The sequence below is a fragment of the Bacillus sp. FSL K6-2839 genome (assembly GCF_038003365.1).
GTDB lineage: Bacteria > Bacillota > Bacilli > Bacillales > Bacillaceae > Bacillus.
This window is the reverse complement of the sequence record NZ_JBBOOZ010000001.1, coordinates 1,155,841-1,171,358: the sequence shown is the minus strand read 5'-3', so window position 1 is coordinate 1,171,358 and position 15,518 is coordinate 1,155,841. Positions and strand designations below refer to the sequence as shown.

The window sequence follows — 15,518 nt, the reverse complement described above, 5'->3', positions numbered from 1 at the left end:
AAATTCATAAAATCTTTTGTTTCGTTTTATATACGTAAGCTAAAATTTCTGCGATCGCCTTAAAGTATTCCTCTGGCACCGCTTGGTCGATGTCGACCTGATCATATAGTGCACGAGCGAGCGGCCGGTTTTCTACGGTCATGATATCGTGCTCTTTCGCAATCGTTCTAATTTTCAAAGCCAAAATATCTGTTCCCTTTGCCACAACAAAGGGCGCGTCCATCTTTTCTTCGTCATATTTTAAAGCAATTGCATAGTGGGTTGGGTTTGTGATGATGACGTCCGCTTTTGGGACTTCCTGCATCATCCGTCTCATGGCCATTTCCCGCTGGCGCTGTTTAATCTTTGATTTTATGAGCGGGTCACCCTCAGATTTTTTATACTCATCTTTAATGTCTTGTTTAGACATCCGCAAGTTTTTTTCATAATCAAATTTCTGATACATATAATCAAGCCCTGCTAAGACCATTAGAGCGCCTGCTGCATATAGACCCATAATCAAGGTCATATTTGCGACGAAATGAAGGGTTTCCTCTGCTGTTAATAAAGGAAGCCGCAGAATTTCGTCAAAGTGCATCCAAAGTGCAATAAATGTCGCAAAACCAACAAAACCAATTTTCAAAATAGATTTTAATAGCTCTACGAGGGCTCGAATACTGTATATCCGTTTAAACCCTTTGATAGGATCTAGCTTTTCTAATTTCGGTTTGATGACTTCTGTTGAAAAGAGAAAGCCAACTTGTAAATAGTTACTGATGACACCTGCCAGCATACCAACACCAAGGATTGGCATGAGAAGGAGCGCTGTTTCCTGAAGCAATTCCATGAATAGTTGATGAATATTAGATGTGCTAACCTTCATTAGCATGGTTGTTGAATAAAAACGTTCAATAAGCGCAATAATACGCTCTTTCATAAAAGGCCCAATAAAAAAGAATGATAAAAAGATTAATAGAAATGAGATGGCTGTATTGACGTCGGTACTTTTGGCAACCTGACCTTTTTTACGTGAATCTTGTCTCTTTTTCGGCGTTGCTTTTTCTGTTTTTTCACCTGCGAAAAATTGCAAGTCTAGTCTAAGCCTTGTCATCATGACGAACCACCGACCAATGCTAAGAAATTCCTCATGGTGAGTACAATCGTATCAAATGTATTTTGGACAACACCGAAGATGACGCCCATACAGATGATGATCATAATAAAACTCACACCCATTTTAATAGGAAGTCCGACCACAAATACGTTCATCTGCGGAACTGTTCGTGCCACAATGCCCAGTGCCAAATCGACCAAAAACAAGCTGGCGACAACCGGTGCCGAGATTTGAAAGGCAATGATGAACATTTGGTTGAAACTCTTTGCAATAAAGTAAGCAAAGGATTCACTGCCGAAATTCAGTGCGTACTGATCAACTGCAATATATTGAAAGCTGTAATAGATTCCATCAAGTAGCAGGTGGTGTGCATTGGTTGCCAGCATCAATAGCAATGTGACCGTATAAAAAAACTGCCCCATCAGCGGCGTTTGCGCCCCTGTTTGTGGATCAATTACATTGGCGATCGCAAAGCCCATTTGAAAATCAATGAATGAGCCGGCAATTTGAACAGCGGACACCATGATATATGCAATCAGTCCAAGCAGAAGTCCGACCATTGCTTCTTTCACAGCAAGCATCATATAAAGACCGTCTACGTCGAGTGCTGGCGGTTCCTTAATCGTGCTAAAACTAATCACGGCTAAAAACAGTGAGAAGCCAACTCTGTGTACAGCTGGGATTGTTCTATGCGCTAAAAGCGGTACTGTCACAAAAAAAGCGGTGATCCGAATAAAAACTAACAGAAAAGCAGGGAATAATTCTATGATTGACATCGCTGGTTAACCTGCAAATCGATCTAAATTCGAGAACAGCTCTGTCGTAAAGGACACAATGGTTGACAGCATCCATGGACCAAACACAACAAGCCCAATAAGAACTGCAACAATTTTAGGAATGAACGCAAGCGTCTGTTCTTGAATTTGGGTTGTCGCCTGAAACACACTGACAATCAGTCCCACAATAAGAGCGAGCGCTAGAAGCGGCCCACTGACAAGCAATACCACATACACTGATCTTTCAGCCATCGTAATGACAAATTCTGAACTCATGTTTTAAGCACCTACTCTAAAAGCTTTGCAGCAAAGATTTAACAATCAAATACCATCCATCGACTAAAACAAATAACAATATTTTGAAAGGGAGCGATATCATAACCGGAGGAAGCATCATCATCCCCATTGACATCAGGACACTTGCGACCACCATGTCAATAATTAAAAATGGAATAAAGATCATGAAACCAATTTGAAATGCCGTCTTTAATTCTGAAATAGCAAAAGCGGGTACCATCGCCGTTAACGGAATATCTTTTATCGATTCAGGTGTATCCATTTTTGCGTAACTAAGAAATAAAGCCAAATCCTTCTGTCTCGTATGTTTACTCATAAACTCTTTAATTGGCACTTCGGCTTTTTCATATGCCTGATTTAGCGTAATGTCATCATTTAAAAGCGGCGTCAGTGCCTCTTTATTAATCTCTGAGAACGTGGGTGCCATGATAAAAAATGTGAGAAACAAAGCAAGCCCTACAAGCACTTGGTTTGGCGGCATTGAGTTGGTTGCAAGTGACGTTCTAACGAATGAAAGTACAATCACTATTCGTGTAAAACATGTCATTAAAATGAGAATGCCTGGTGCAACCGAAAATACGGTTAAAAGTAAAAGAAGACGGACAGACGTGCTAATGTTCCCTGCACCGCTGGAATTAAATAAATCGATAAACTCATTCATTTTGTTTCGGGCCTTTCTTTCTGACTTCTGCTTGGGTCTTTTTCAATTCGGCTAGCTGCGCCTTCAAATTGGCTGAAAAAGAAGAAGTGGTTGGCTGATTTTGTTTCTTTACCTGCGATGTGAATTTTTGAACGATTTTTGGTAAATCTGTTTTGCTTTCCATCGCTTCTTCATATTGTTTCACGATCGCTTCACATTCTTGTTCATCATCAATTTCTTTTAGCAGCTGGATTGAGTCCGCTACTCCAACAACTAATACTCGTCTGCCCACTTTGATAAGCTGGACTGAACGGTTTTGGCCAACCGTCGTTCCGCCAATATTTTCAACATAGCGAAATGGTTTAAGTAAGCGGTTTTGCTTACCAACAAATCTCACCAATCCATATATGAGCAGGATGACAAAAAGTAAAGCACCAATCATTTTGACAAAATCCATAATGGAGACAGAAGAAGAGGGAACTTCTTCTGCCGGATTCGTTTGATTGTCAGTGGTTGTCTTTTCTGTATCCTTTTTGCTGCCTTTCTCTTCTTTGAGCCAGTCATTCACTGTGCCATTTTCAGGATCTTTCGTTTCAGCAAACAGTGAGGCAGGCTGCATCGTCAAGAAAAGCAAAAAACTGATCATTGCTATACATATCAAACGTTTTTTCAACAAGTCTTACACCCTTTTTTAGCCTAACGTTTTATTAATTGCTTCAAGTACACGGTCTGCCTGGAACGGCTTCACGATAAAGTCTTTTGCACCTGCTTGGATCGCGTCAATAACCATTGACTGCTGCCCCATTGCAGAACACATGATGATTTTTGCAGAAGCGTCGATTTGTTTAATTTCTTTTAGCGCTGTGATCCCGTCCATTTCTGGCATTGTGATATCCATTGTGACAAGGTCTGGAGAAGTTTCTTTGTATTTTTCAACTGCTTGAGCGCCGTTTTCTGCTTCTCCTACGACATCAAATCCGTTTTTTACAAGAATATCCTTTATCATCATTCTCATGAATGCTGCATCATCTACGATTAATACCTTAGTAGCCATTTACTTATTCTCTCCCTATATGTTTGTTTATTTTAAATTAGAAAGTCTTTCTGACTGACTTAATATATCAGTCACACGAACACCAAAGTTCTCATCAATGACAACGACTTCCCCTTTGGCGACAATTCGTTTGTTCACCAGAATGTCTACTGGCTCCCCAGCAAGTTTGTCCAGTTCAATGATACTTCCAGCTGAAAGCTCAAGGACTTCTTTTACACTGCGCTGAGTTCTTCCAAGTTCCACCGTAATGGAAAGCGGAATATCCATCAGCATATCAAGATTTCCAAGCTGGCTTGTTGTATGCTGAGGCTCACTGAACGCTTCAAATTCAACAGGTGCTACATTTACAGGTGCTGCCGGCTTTGGCTTCGCCTGTCTTTTCGCCGGAGCTGCTTGCTGCGCTGGTGCAGACTGCGTTTGCGGAGCTGCCGGCTGAGGTTCAGGTGTGCTCACTTGAGTGTCTTGAACCGGCTCTTCCTCTTGCGCAGGGTCTGTTAATTCTGCGATTAAATCCTTCGCAAATGTAATAGGATAAAGCTGCATAATATTTGAATCGATGAGTTCACCTATTTTTAATCTGAAGGATACTTTGACAAGCATTTCTTCAGCTGGAATGCGGTCTGTCCCTTCTCCTTCTTTCACATCAAGTAATTCGACGCGCGGCGGAGAAATATCAATCTTTTTATTAAAGACCGTCGACATGGATGTCGCAGCAGAACCCATCATTTGGTTCATTGCTTCTTGCACTGCACTTAAGTGAATCTCGCTTAAAGAAGGGTCAGCATTTGTCCCGTCTCCGCCCATCATTAAGTCCGCAATGACTGCTGCATCTGTTTGCTGGACGACAAGCAAGTTACTTGCGCTGAAGCCTTCTGTATAATTCACTTCAATAGCGACATACGGATGAGGAAATTCCTCATTCAGCATACTTTTTTGAATCACTGTAACAGTTGGAGTAGTAATCTCCACTTTTTGATTTAATAGGGTTGAAAGTGCTGTTGCAGAGCTACCGAATGAAATGTTTCCGATTTCCCCAATGGCATCTTGCTCCATTGCAGAAAGGATTGTATCAGGCTCTATATCGTCATTGCTGCCTCCTTTAAGGAGCGCATCGATTTCGTCTTGTGATAATTTACTTCCGTTATTCTCCATCTTCTTCACCTCTTATGTCGTGATCTAGAATTTGAATCGCCTGTTTCCGATTCACGCGGCCGGCCTGTCCCAAGAATTTCGGTTTATTTCCGACCATAACAGTAAGAGGCGCATTTACTGGTTTGTCCAAGGCAATACAATCACCAATTTCCAAATTCAAAAACTCTTCCACCGTCATTTCCGATTCCCCTAGCTCTGCGACTACCGGTATTTTTGCCGTCATAATCCGTTTTTCAATGGCCTTTGTTTCTTGTTGTTTTGGTTCATTTCGTTCAGACTGCATCCAGTAGTGTACAGACAGCTTCGGAATAATAGGCTCCAATACAACATGAGGAATACATAGGTTAATAACCCCGCTGACCTCACCAATTTGTGTATTAAGAGAAATGACGACAACTGTTTCGTTTGGTGACACCATTTGAACAAACTGGGGATTTACCTCGAAATCTGCCATTTCAGGCTCGATGTCGGTTATGGACTGCCACGCTTCTCTGTAATTTTCCAAAGCTCCCTCAAACATGTTTGAGATAATCTTTGTTTCGATTTCTGTAAGTGATTCTGTCTTATTATGACTAATGCCAATCCCGCCCATCAGCCTGTCCATCATGGCATAGCCGATTGTTGGGTTCACTTCAAGCATGATTCTTCCTTCAAGCGGGCTGACGTAAAATAAGTTTAATAATGTCATATTAGGAATCGAACGAATAAATTCTTCGTATGGTACTTGGTCAACCGAGCTGACAGTAATTTGAATATATGATCTTAGCTGAGCTGAAAAGTGCGTGGTGAGCAGTCTAGCGAAGTTATCATGAATCCTTGTTAAACTTCGAATCTGGTCTTTCGAAAAGCGCAGTGCACGTTTAAAATCATACACCTTCACTTTTTTCGTCGTTTCTTCTTTTTTCAGCTCTTCTGCATCCATTTCGCCTGTAGATATGGCGGATAATAATGCATCGATCTCATTCTGGGAAAGCACTTCTCCTGACATTTCTTCACCTCCATCGTGTCAATTAATCGCCTCTATTGCAGATTAAAGGAGGTTATATATACTTCTTTCACCTTGCCATCTTGCAAATAGTTATTCACTTTGTTTTTGACTAGTGTTTTAAAATGTTCTCTGCCTTTTTTGCCATCAAGTTCATCTGCATTCGTGTCTGATAAAATGTCGATTACGGCGTCTTTCACTTGAAAACTTCTTTTCTCGAGCTCTTCTTTTGCTTTTTCAGAGTCCGTTTCAATATTCAATACAAGTTTGACAGCATTTCCTTCAGACTTTAAATTAGTAATAATCTCAGGAATTTCAACAGAAGCTTTTACGACTTCATCTGCTGTTGGCTCTTTTTCTGCTTTTGCTTCGTCTGACCCATTCAGCAGAAAAAAGATGCCTGCTCCAATTCCGACGATGGCAATAATCATGATTAGCATTACTACGACTAATTTCTTCTTCATTCAAACTCCTCTATTCCTTGATTCAATGAAATGACTTGGATTTTTCTGTAGAAAGAAATGATTTTCTCTTGAAGCTGCTCTTTATCTTCTTTCACAACGAATTTCTTTCCATTGGCTAATGTAATGGTCGTGTCTGGAAAGCTTTCGATTTGCTCGATATGGAGAGCGTTCAGCATAAATCCTTTGCCATTTAATCTTGTCACTTCAATCATATTAAGCAGAGAAGCGATAAACCGCTCCCCCTACCTCCTATCGTTTCAGATTCACAAGCTCTTGCAGGATTTCATCAGATGTTGTGATCGTCTTTGCATTCGATTGGAAACCACGCTGTGCGATAATCATTTCAGTAAACTCGTCTGTTAAATCAACATTTGACATTTCAAGTTTACCTGTTTGGATGACGCCCGTTCCTTGTTCACCAGGTACGATAGGGTTACTTGGAGCACCTGAGCTTAAGGTCTGGCGGTAAAGGTTGTCACCAACTTTGTCTAACCCTCCTGCGTTACGGAAAGATACGAGTGATACTTGACCAACGGTTCTTGATACATTGTTTTCAACAACCGAAACCGTTCCATCTGGACCAACACTCACACTCGAAACGCCGTCTGGAATCGTTATCTTTTGTCCATTCATTCCAAGCAGATAATTTCCATCAGGGGTGACTAAGCTTCCCTCTGAATCAGTGTCGAAATTCCCTGTTCTTGTATAAAGAATTTCTCCTTGACTTTCAATCCGGAAAAACCCATCTCCATTGATATAGAAGTCGTAAGGTTCATTTGTATTTTGAGAAGATCCCGCTGACATAATTTTATCAATAGAAGATAAAGATGATCCTAAACCAATTTGTTTTGAGTTGATTGAACCAGAGTTGTTCGTTGGTCCACCAGAACTTCCAATGGTTTGGCTGACCATATCTTTAAAAGTGATACGGCTTTTTTTGTATCCGTGTGTATTGACGTTGGCTACGTTGTTGGCTACAACATCTAATTTTGATTGGAAGTTTTTCATTCCGCTAATTCCTGAGTAAAGTGAGCGTAACATTTATTTTCCTCCTCGAATTACTTCGTTTTTTCTCCAACTGCTGTAACATCCCAAGGGCTGATTTTCGTTCCATCTTCTAAATACAGGAACTATTCATTGTTTATGTTTTTAACAGACTTCACAGTGCCTGATATCTCTTTATCATCTTGTTTACCGGATACTTCTTTACCAATCCATCCTACATACGTCGTAAACGGATCTTGGTGAGCAACAAATGTAGACATAAGCTGATTCAGCTTGGTGATAGAATCATTCATATTGGTTTGCTGTTCTAAAGATGAAAATGTTGCAAGCTGTGTGACAAACTCACGGTCATCTAGTGGGTTTGTCGGATCTTGGTTTTGAAGCTGTGTAAGCAATATTTTCAAGAATTGATCTTTGCCAAGCGTATCTGTTTTCTTTTCTGCCTTTGAAGAAGTGTCTGTTTGTGCGACTGTTCTATTTGTAGCATCAACTGTTGCCATTAGATTTCCTCCTCTTCTTCATCTGACCCAACAAGAGCATCCAGTACATCTTGGAATTCTGCTTCCTGTTCATCAGGCTTCTGGAAATTCTGCCCTTTTGACTGCTGCTGCTTGTTTTCTTCATTAAACTGTCCAAATAACGACTGCTCATTTGATTGAAGCGGTATATGGAAACGGTCCACTTGAACCGACATATTCGGAAGCGCCTGTTTGAGCTGCGGCAGGTGATGCTCTAACAGCTCTTTCGCTGCTTGTGTCGAAGCTGTAATTTTACTCGCATACATACCGTTTTGCTTCGTCAGTTGAATCGTGATAAATCCGAGATTTTCTGGATTTAATCGAACTGTGAAGCGTCCGCTTGAGTTGCCAAATGGCGTGAATTTCATTTGCTTCCACGTATTTAGTATTTGCTGATCAACCGTTCCTGGCTTTTCATCAGTTGTTTGTGTCTGCTGAACAGGAGCTACTGATTGCAGTTGAAAAAACTGCTTATGACCTGGCAAAAGCGTATGAGTGATGTTTTTTTCAGAAGCAGGTGCAGCAGTGCTTTGTCCTTTGACAACTTCCTTTTTGATGAGCCATTCAAGGGAGGAAGCACCTTTTGCCGGAGAAGCAAGAGTAGATTCTTGTCTTGGAGAGACCAATTCTTTTAACTCTCCTAAAGCAATTTTCAACTCTTTGTCTGATCCTTTTGCGTTTGCCATCATATGGTCGATTAACTGATTAAAGTGTTTCAGCTCACTTTGAGACATCGAATTCAGCTTTGGTGCTGAACCCTGCGAGAAAAACTGCTCTTTTACTTGCTGAATCAGTTTCTCATCTACCCCATTTTTCGAAAGAAAGTGAATGAAGTCTTGACCTTTTGCTTCAATATCCTGCACTAGCTTTGCATCAAAGCTGAGCGGCTGTTGATTGAGCAGTTGATATAAGAAAAAGTGGACTTGTATGAGCTGCTCACTATGTTCAGAAGCTGGCTTATCAGCTTGATCATCGTAAATGGATGATTCCATTTTTTGAAATAACTCTTCTAGTGACTTGAGATCAGACGAATCAAGCGTTTGACTTTGAAGTGTTTGAAGCGCTTCAAGAAGGTCTCCGTCGATCCCTTCTTCAGGTGATTGCATCCATTTTTCAATGATTTGCATCGCATCATTGATGGAAAGAGAGGCACCCGCTGTCTCAGCATTAACAAGACCGCTTTGTGCGCCTGCCCCGCTAAGTAATTGTTTAAACAACCCGCGTGCAGATGCCACGCCGCCTCCCTTTGGCCCCGAAAGACCTTGAGACGATTGCTGTAAGGCTCCAATATCCAATAGCTTCACTTATTGTCCACCCCCATTTTCACTTTCTTCTTTTTTAGCAAGCTCTTTCGTAAATGTAGCTGCCTTCTGAGGTGTCAGTTTTGCTAATATATCTGTTAGTTTATTTTTGCTCAGCTCTTCAAGGATCTTCAATGCCTCTTTATCACTTAATTCTGATAAAATTTTGGCGGATTTCCCTGCGTCCATGCTTTCATAGATACTGACAATCTTCCCTTTAGGTTTCTGGTTAGAGGCTCCTGCCCCATCAGAAGTTGTCCCTGACGCATTATTACCTGATGTATCGCTTGATGAGCTGTTGTTTGTTGAACTATCACTCGCTGACGTATTATTCGCATCATTTTTAGATGTTTTTTCAAGCGAACTGATTTTTTGATTCAGTCTTTTAATCTCTTCATCACTTGTTTTTAAATCTTTTTGTGCAATTTCAAGTTCATTTTTTTGCTCTTTAATGGTCTTTTTCAGTTCCTTCAATTCTGCATCGCTTTGATCATTATGTGAAGATGACGTTTTTGAGGTGTCATCTGAACCAACCAAACTGCTGATCACAGGAATGTTTTGGAGCGGTTTCTTTAGATCAAAACCCGCAATATAAAGGATTGTGCCAGTCACAATCACAAGCACAATCAATGGGATAATGACAATAAACAAGATCCATTGAAATTTACCGCCGCTTGATTCCTTCGTTTTTTCCTTCTTAGGCATTCATCTCGACTCCTAATGTCCTTGAAACATGAATTGGCTGATAGAGATATCATCCATTTCTTTCATTTCAATGGCCTTATGTTCAAGGGAAAACTTTTCATACTGCTTTTCTTTCATTTTTTCAAACTTTTTAAACTCAATGTTTTTTTCAGTTAAATCAGATTGTTTTTCATTCATTTGATGGCGTTTCATGATCACAAGCTGCTGATAGTGCTGAATGGTGTTATCTAAATTGGTCACAAATTGCTGGTAATGACGCATTTCTTGAACACTCATACCACTTCTCAGCTTTTCTTCTTTGCTTTTTTCCATTAATTCTTTTTTACTCATATTTTCATAGAGTTTTTCAGCGACTTGCTCAAATGCTGAAACGGATTGTTGGTACGCTGCGAGTGACTTGTCTTTTTCACTTTCTTTCAGTTCTAAGAGCTTTTGAAATTTGTATTGATATCTCACTGTTTTTGTCAATCCTCTCTATTCATCAAACGGAGCAATAAATTCACACTGTCTTCAATAGATACAGCCTCTTCTACATCCTGCTTCAAAAATGAAATCAGATGAGGATAAGCCTGCATGGCCTCATCAATGTCTTTCGAGGAGCCTTTTTTATAAGCTCCAATGTTAATGAGGTCTTCAGCGTTTTGATAAGTGGATAAAAGCTGGCGGAACCGGTTGGCCGCCTCCTTGTGATCATGACTTGCGATATTGCTCATAACGCGGCTGATACTTTTCAGAATATTGACAGCAGGAAATTGTCCTTTGTTGGCTAAAGCACGATCAAGTACAATGTGGCCATCTAAGATCCCCCTGACTGTATCAGCAATTGGCTCATTCATATCGTCACCATCAACAAGCACTGTGTAAAACGCTGTGATGGAACCAAGCTGATTCGTTCCAGTTCGTTCAAGTAATTTAGGCAGTATAGCGAACACCGAAGGTGTATATCCTTTTGTCGTTGGCGGTTCGCCAGTTGCAAGCCCGATTTCCCTTTGTGCCATAGCGACCCGTGTAACAGAGTCCATCATGAACATGACATTTTTCCCTCTGTCTCTAAAATATTCCGCAATAGCTGTTGCTGTATAAGCAGCTTTCATTCTCGTCAGTGCAGGCTGGTCAGAAGTTGCGACAACAACAATCGAACGCTTCAGTCCTTCAGCACCTAAATCCTTTTCAATAAACTCACGAACTTCACGGCCACGCTCTCCTACAAGGGCAATGACATTCAGATCTGCTTCTGTCTGCTTTGCAATCATTCCCATTAAGGTACTTTTTCCAACACCACTTCCAGCAAAAATCCCGATCCTTTGACCAGTGCCAACTGTGAGCAGACTATCGATCACTCTGACACCAACGCCCATCTTTTCTCGAATCGGCGGCCTGTCCATCGGATTTGGGGGAGACTGTTCTGTCGAAACAGGCGCAAGTCCCTTTGGAAGCATACTGCCGTCCAGCGGATCACCGAAGGCATCAACGACTTCGCCGATTAATCCAGTCCCAACTTTGACCTTCAGCGACTCACCTGTCGCTTCAACTAGACTTCCTGGTGAAATATTGGATGCTTCTACATAAGGCATGAGCAGAATGTTTTCATCTCTAAACCCTACGACCTCTGCTTTTATCGGATCGTGCCTACGCCCTTTTTTATGAATGAGACACACGTCCCCGATAGAACTCTCCGGCCCCTTAGATTCAATCATCAGCCCAACAACTCGATTGACTTTGCCAAATCGTTTATAAGGATCGGCGGTTTCAATTGTTTCTTTTAACACATCAATGTTCATTTGTGATCACCTGAATCAATGACTTCTAGTAACTTTTCTTTCAACTGATTCATTTGGGTATCAACACTCGCTTCCACTTTTCCAAAGCTTGTTTCTACGTAACAAGTCCCTTTTGGCGCTTTTTCATCCGAGTAAATGGCAAGGTGTGTATCCTTTTGAAGGATTCTGATTAATTCGTCTTTATACTCCATCACATGATCGTAATGTTCAGGGTCAACATAGATGGAAATATCGTCATATTCTTTCACTTCTGAAATGACCTGCTTCACGAGAGCCAAAAATTGATCTTTCGTGTCCTCAGCCGAGTACCAAACGCGTTTGGCGAGTTCGAAAGCCAGTTCCACAATTTTTTCTGCGGAGCTTTCAATTTTTTCTTCGTAATCCTGCTTGGCAAGACTGACAATGTCATTCGCTTGATCAAGAATCGATTGGTACTGCATATTCGCATCTGTTTCACCCTTTTGGAAGCCATCTTGGTAACCTGCTTGTTTCGCTTCTTCAATGAGCTGCATTCTTTCTTCTTCAAAAGCAGCGCGGCGCTGATTGATTTCAGCCATTGTTTTTTCAAGCTCACTATTTGCTTGTTCTACTATACGGCTTGCTTGATCTTCAGCATCACTTAGTACAAGCTGCGATGCTTCTGTTTCATTGACAAGCTCTTCTTCGTGATGTTCTTTTTTAAACTCCACTTGCTGCAAAGGAATCGTTTGCCGGCCTTGCTCAGGAATAACAGATGTTTCATGTTTGATAATCCTAGACAATGATATCGTCTCCTCCGCCTCGAGCTATGACGATTTCTCCAGCTTCCTCGAGTCGTCTTACGATGCTGACAATACGAGTTTGTGCTTCCTCGACATCTCTAAGCCGGACAGGTCCCATAAACTCCATTTCTTCTTTGAACGTTTCGACCATTCGCTGTGACATGTTGCGGAAGACAATTTCTTTGACCTCTTCGCTTGCCACTTTGAGCGCGAGCAATAAGTCATCATTTTCAACATCTCTGATCACACGCTGAATCGCTCTACTGTCAAGAGTGACAATATCTTCAAAGACAAACATACGTTTCTTAATTTCATCAGCAAGCTCAGGATCTTGAATTTCAAGTGTGTCTAAAATGGTCTTCTCGGTCGCACGGTCTACACCATTTAGTACTTCTACAACCGCTTCGACCCCGCCCGTTTGCGTATAGTCCTGCGTAAAGGTTGAAGAAAGCTTTTGTTCAAGAATGCGTTCCACTTCATTGATGATCTCTGGAGATGTGCGGTCCATTAAAGCAATACGTCTCGCAACCTCTGTTTGTACTTCCTCACCTAATTCAGATAAAATCTGCCCAGCTTGGACTGGATCTAAGTAGGAAAGGATGAGCGCGATGGTTTGTGGATGCTCATGCTGGATAAAGTTTAAGATTTGTTCTGGGTCAGCCTTTCGAGCAAAATCAAACGGTTTCACTTGAAGCGAGGATGTTAATCGGTTTAAGATGCTGTCCGCTTTGTCCTCACCAAGCGCTTTTTCAAGCACTTGTCTTGCGTACATAAGACCGCCTTGTGATATGTAGTCCTGCGCGATGGCGATGCTGTGAAACTCTTCGATGATTTCATCTTTTTTAGCAGTATCTACACTTCGTACATTGGAAATTTCTAATGTTAATTTTTCTATTTCGTCTTCAGACAGATGTTTGTATACAGATGCTGACACGTCTAGCCCTAAGGAAATCATTAGGATTGCTGCTTTTTGTCTGCCTGTTAGTCGATTTGGATCTTTTCTCGACATGTGTATTCCTCCTAATCCTCGGACAGCCAGCTGCGTAGCAATTTAGCAAAGTCTTCTGGTTTTTCTTTTGCCATTTTTTCAAGCTGATTTTTTCTCACCATTTCTTCTGTTTCTGGTTCAGTGTCGATATCAGGAACATGGATTGGTGTACGTTCATCAAACTCAAACTCTTCTTCCTCTTCTTTTCTGCGTTTACGCACAAGAAGAATAATGAGAGCGATAATTGCAAGTAGTAGCACACCGCCTACAATATAAACCCAGATTGGAATATTGTTTGATGGGTTTTCTGCTGCAGTTTGCTGTTTACCGTCTAATTTTGATACAGATAAAACAATTTTGTTATCTAAGTCCGCTTGAGTGAGCGCTTGACCATTTGTGTATTCTTTATCAATTGAAGTGCTAATGATCGTTGAAAGAATCTTTTTGATATCATCTTGCCTTTCAGGTGTTAAAGAGTTCACATCGTTTGCCGTTGGTGGTTCGACCAATGCTTGAATGCCAACATCTCTAATTTTATAAGGGCTCTCTTTGATATCTTTATGAATGCGGTTGACTTCATAGTTGATACGATCTTCGCTCTTTTCGTAATCTCCGCTACCGTTCGCTCCATCGGCGCCTTGATAATTTGTGACATCATCGTCGCCTGTTCCAGCGGTACCACCAGCTGCTGCACCATTTCCTGAATAAGTTTCAGCAATCTTTTCAGCACTGACAGCAATGCCTTGCATGTTTTCTTTATCAACTGGTTCTACAAGATCTTCTTTTCTTTTCTCTTCAGTAAAATCAATGTCTGTTGTGACCGATACAGCCACTTTTTCTTGACCCATCATTGTTCCGAGCAGCTGTTGAATTTTTCTTTGAAGGTTCTTTTCAATCTCTTCTTTTTTCTGCTGCTGTGCATCCATTCCACTTGCATAGGAATCGGAACTGCTGTTTAAGTCGTAGTAGTTGGAATCTTGGTCCATAATGACAATGTTTTCTGTCTTTAAATTCGGCACACTTTTTGAAATAAGATGATAAAGGCCTTTTACTTGCTGCGGCGCGAGCGTGTAGCCAGGCTCAACTTGCAGCACAATGGATGCTGATGCATTACTTTGCTCTTCTCCAACAAAAACGGAATCTTTTGGCAGGTTAATCATAACTTTTGAATCTTTAATCCCATCAATCGTGTTGATCAGATTGGATAGTTCTGTCTGAGTTGCGTCTACTTTCAGAACATCAAATTCATTATCTGTTAAACCGAAGCCGGAATTGTTCGCAAAGAAGGAATAATCAATATTCCCTGTCTTAGGGAGACCCTCAGATGCGAGTGTTACTTTTAAAGTGTCAGCCTGCTTTTCTGGAACGAGAATCGTTGTTCCATTATTCGCAAGTTCCGATTTAACGTTTTTGCCATCCAGTTCCTGTTTGATTTGTCCAGCTTCTGCCTCAGACAAATCTTTAAACAATGGAACCATTTTTTCAGAAGAAGCAAAGATGCTAACAACCGTAATAATGATTGCTAGGGCAGCAACGCCGCCAATCATAAGTATTTTTTGTAATTTTGATCGATTTCGCCAAAACTCAACTGTTTTTGTTCTTAATTGCATTAAAGTACGATTCATCTTAACCCCCGGTCATTCCATTCAGTCTTTTTTTGTCCGTCAGCACCTCCTACATCTGCATTCTCATAATCTCTTGGTACGCTTCGACTGCTTTATTTCGAAACTCCGTTGCAGCTGTGAGTGTCACACTCGCTTTTTGCGAGGCAATCATGACTTCATCGAGATTGACATCTTTTCCTTGTGCAAGAGCATTTGTATACTGGTCTGATTTCAGCTGTGATTGATTTAATGCCTCAATGGAATTTTTCAGCACATCAGAGAAATTCGTTTGACTTTTAGGTGCAGCCGCCTGAACGGACGATGCATTTGTCAATTCACTTGCTTGCTGAGCGGTTTGAAGCTGGAAAGGAGATATTGCGTTAACCAATTCTTT

At 41.1% G+C, this 15,518-nt stretch carries 19 protein-coding genes and 1 pseudogene; all 20 read right to left on the bottom strand.

All coding sequences use genetic code 11. From position 1 onward, the window contains the following. Positions 1–4 precede the first annotated feature (4 nt). Positions 5–1,093, bottom strand: coding sequence for a flagellar biosynthesis protein FlhB (flhB, locus tag MHH26_RS05715; RefSeq protein WP_106030840.1), 1,089 nt, complete (start codon positions 1,091–1,093; stop codon positions 5–7). Beyond that, positions 1,090–1,869: a flagellar biosynthetic protein FliR gene (gene fliR / locus MHH26_RS05710; protein ID WP_034662349.1), complete on the bottom strand. Its 780-nt coding sequence runs from the start codon at positions 1,867–1,869 to the stop codon at positions 1,090–1,092. Before fliR ends, flhB begins: the two co-directional genes overlap by 4 nt. 6 nt (positions 1,870–1,875) lie before the next feature. Next, positions 1,876–2,145 carry a flagellar biosynthesis protein FliQ gene (gene fliQ / locus MHH26_RS05705; RefSeq protein WP_003211206.1) on the bottom strand — a complete coding sequence of 90 codons (270 nt, stop codon included), beginning with the start codon at positions 2,143–2,145 and terminating at the stop codon, positions 1,876–1,878. Positions 2,146–2,161: 16 nt separating this feature from the next. Next, a complete protein-coding gene (fliP, locus tag MHH26_RS05700; RefSeq protein ID WP_007499580.1) occupies positions 2,162–2,827 on the bottom strand; it encodes a flagellar type III secretion system pore protein FliP in 666 nt (221 codons plus the stop codon). Further along, on the bottom strand, positions 2,820–3,479 hold the full coding sequence (fliZ, locus tag MHH26_RS05695) for a flagella biosynthesis regulatory protein FliZ (protein ID WP_034662351.1): 660 nt from the start codon (positions 3,477–3,479) through the stop codon (positions 2,820–2,822). The genes fliP and fliZ overlap by 8 nt, the downstream gene beginning before the upstream one ends. An 18-nt stretch (positions 3,480–3,497) precedes the next feature. Further along, positions 3,498–3,860 (bottom strand): response regulator, encoded by a 363-nt coding sequence (locus MHH26_RS05690; RefSeq protein ID WP_007499584.1) that lies wholly within the window; start codon positions 3,858–3,860, stop codon positions 3,498–3,500. Between the two features lie 27 nt (positions 3,861–3,887). Then, positions 3,888–5,012 (bottom strand): flagellar motor switch phosphatase FliY, encoded by a 1,125-nt coding sequence (gene fliY, locus MHH26_RS05685; protein WP_034662352.1) that lies wholly within the window; start codon positions 5,010–5,012, stop codon positions 3,888–3,890. Continuing rightward, positions 5,002–6,000, bottom strand: coding sequence for a flagellar motor switch protein FliM (fliM, locus tag MHH26_RS05680; protein WP_003212239.1), 999 nt, complete (start codon positions 5,998–6,000; stop codon positions 5,002–5,004). Before fliM ends, fliY begins: the two co-directional genes overlap by 11 nt. Before the next feature lie 32 nt (positions 6,001–6,032). After that, a complete protein-coding gene (gene fliL / locus MHH26_RS05675; RefSeq protein ID WP_034662353.1) occupies positions 6,033–6,461 on the bottom strand; it encodes a flagellar basal body-associated protein FliL in 429 nt (142 codons plus the stop codon). Then, positions 6,458–6,673, bottom strand: a complete 216-nt coding sequence (locus MHH26_RS05670; protein WP_034662354.1) for a flagellar FlbD family protein — start codon at positions 6,671–6,673, stop codon at positions 6,458–6,460. The genes fliL and MHH26_RS05670 overlap by 4 nt, the downstream gene beginning before the upstream one ends. 37 nt (positions 6,674–6,710) lie before the next feature. Beyond that, positions 6,711–7,502 carry a flagellar basal body rod protein FlgG gene (gene flgG, locus MHH26_RS05665; RefSeq protein ID WP_034662356.1) on the bottom strand — a complete coding sequence of 264 codons (792 nt, stop codon included), beginning with the start codon at positions 7,500–7,502 and terminating at the stop codon, positions 6,711–6,713. A 17-nt stretch (positions 7,503–7,519) separates the two neighbouring features. Next, positions 7,520–7,966: pseudogene (gene flgD / locus MHH26_RS05660) on the bottom strand (flagellar hook assembly protein FlgD). Continuing rightward, the gene (gene fliK / locus MHH26_RS05655; RefSeq protein ID WP_340972706.1) at positions 7,966–9,288 is read right to left on the bottom strand and encodes a flagellar hook-length control protein FliK; all 1,323 of its coding nucleotides are present in this window, start codon (positions 9,286–9,288) and stop codon (positions 7,966–7,968) included. The pseudogene flgD and the gene fliK overlap by 1 nt, the downstream one beginning before the upstream one ends. After that, complete coding sequence (locus tag MHH26_RS05650) at positions 9,289–9,990, bottom strand: MotE family protein (RefSeq protein ID WP_106036786.1); 702 nt, start codon at positions 9,988–9,990, stop codon at positions 9,289–9,291. Positions 9,991–10,002: 12 nt separating this feature from the next. Further along, complete coding sequence (gene fliJ, locus MHH26_RS05645; protein WP_034620036.1) at positions 10,003–10,446, bottom strand: flagellar export protein FliJ; 444 nt, start codon at positions 10,444–10,446, stop codon at positions 10,003–10,005. 8 nt (positions 10,447–10,454) lie between these two features. Next, a complete protein-coding gene (gene fliI, locus MHH26_RS05640) occupies positions 10,455–11,771 on the bottom strand; it encodes a flagellar protein export ATPase FliI (protein ID WP_034662365.1) in 1,317 nt (438 codons plus the stop codon). After that, the gene (gene fliH, locus MHH26_RS05635; protein WP_034662367.1) at positions 11,768–12,532 is read right to left on the bottom strand and encodes a flagellar assembly protein FliH; all 765 of its coding nucleotides are present in this window, start codon (positions 12,530–12,532) and stop codon (positions 11,768–11,770) included. Before fliH ends, fliI begins: the two co-directional genes overlap by 4 nt. Continuing rightward, complete coding sequence (fliG, locus tag MHH26_RS05630) at positions 12,525–13,541, bottom strand: flagellar motor switch protein FliG (protein WP_008344808.1); 1,017 nt, start codon at positions 13,539–13,541, stop codon at positions 12,525–12,527. The genes fliH and fliG overlap by 8 nt, the downstream gene beginning before the upstream one ends. A gap of 11 nt (positions 13,542–13,552) precedes the next feature. Beyond that, positions 13,553–15,145, bottom strand: coding sequence for a flagellar basal-body MS-ring/collar protein FliF (gene fliF, locus MHH26_RS05625; RefSeq protein WP_034662370.1), 1,593 nt, complete (start codon positions 15,143–15,145; stop codon positions 13,553–13,555). Positions 15,146–15,194: 49 nt separating this feature from the next. Then, positions 15,195–15,512, bottom strand: coding sequence for a flagellar hook-basal body complex protein FliE (gene fliE, locus MHH26_RS05620; protein ID WP_007499609.1), 318 nt, complete (start codon positions 15,510–15,512; stop codon positions 15,195–15,197). Between the last annotated feature and the right edge of the window lie 6 nt (positions 15,513–15,518).

Excerpts from the sequence above, each read along its gene's own strand:
- flhB (WP_106030840.1), bottom strand. The coding sequence starts at position 1,093 with ATGATGACAAGGCTTAGACTAGACTTGCAATTTTTCGCAGGTGAAAAA.
- fliR (WP_034662349.1), bottom strand. The coding sequence starts at position 1,869 with ATGTCAATCATAGAATTATTCCCTGCTTTTCTGTTAGTTTTTATTCGG.
- fliQ (WP_003211206.1), bottom strand. The coding sequence starts at position 2,145 with ATGAGTTCAGAATTTGTCATTACGATGGCTGAAAGATCAGTGTATGTG.
- fliP (WP_007499580.1), bottom strand. The coding sequence starts at position 2,827 with ATGAATGAGTTTATCGATTTATTTAATTCCAGCGGTGCAGGGAACATT.
- MHH26_RS05690 (WP_007499584.1), bottom strand. The coding sequence starts at position 3,860 with ATGGCTACTAAGGTATTAATCGTAGATGATGCAGCATTCATGAGAATG.
- fliY (WP_034662352.1), bottom strand. The coding sequence starts at position 5,012 with ATGGAGAATAACGGAAGTAAATTATCACAAGACGAAATCGATGCGCTC.
- fliM (WP_003212239.1), bottom strand. The coding sequence starts at position 6,000 with ATGTCAGGAGAAGTGCTTTCCCAGAATGAGATCGATGCATTATTATCC.
- fliL (WP_034662353.1), bottom strand. The coding sequence starts at position 6,461 with ATGAAGAAGAAATTAGTCGTAGTAATGCTAATCATGATTATTGCCATC.
- MHH26_RS05670 (WP_034662354.1), bottom strand. The coding sequence starts at position 6,673 with ATGATTGAAGTGACAAGATTAAATGGCAAAGGATTTATGCTGAACGCT.
- flgG (WP_034662356.1), bottom strand. The coding sequence starts at position 7,502 with ATGTTACGCTCACTTTACTCAGGAATTAGCGGAATGAAAAACTTCCAA.
- MHH26_RS05650 (WP_106036786.1), bottom strand. The coding sequence starts at position 9,990 with ATGCCTAAGAAGGAAAAAACGAAGGAATCAAGCGGCGGTAAATTTCAA.
- fliI (WP_034662365.1), bottom strand. The coding sequence starts at position 11,771 with ATGAACATTGATGTGTTAAAAGAAACAATTGAAACCGCCGATCCTTAT.
- fliG (WP_008344808.1), bottom strand. The coding sequence starts at position 13,541 with ATGTCGAGAAAAGATCCAAATCGACTAACAGGCAGACAAAAAGCAGCA.
- fliF (WP_034662370.1), bottom strand. The coding sequence starts at position 15,145 with ATGAATCGTACTTTAATGCAATTAAGAACAAAAACAGTTGAGTTTTGG.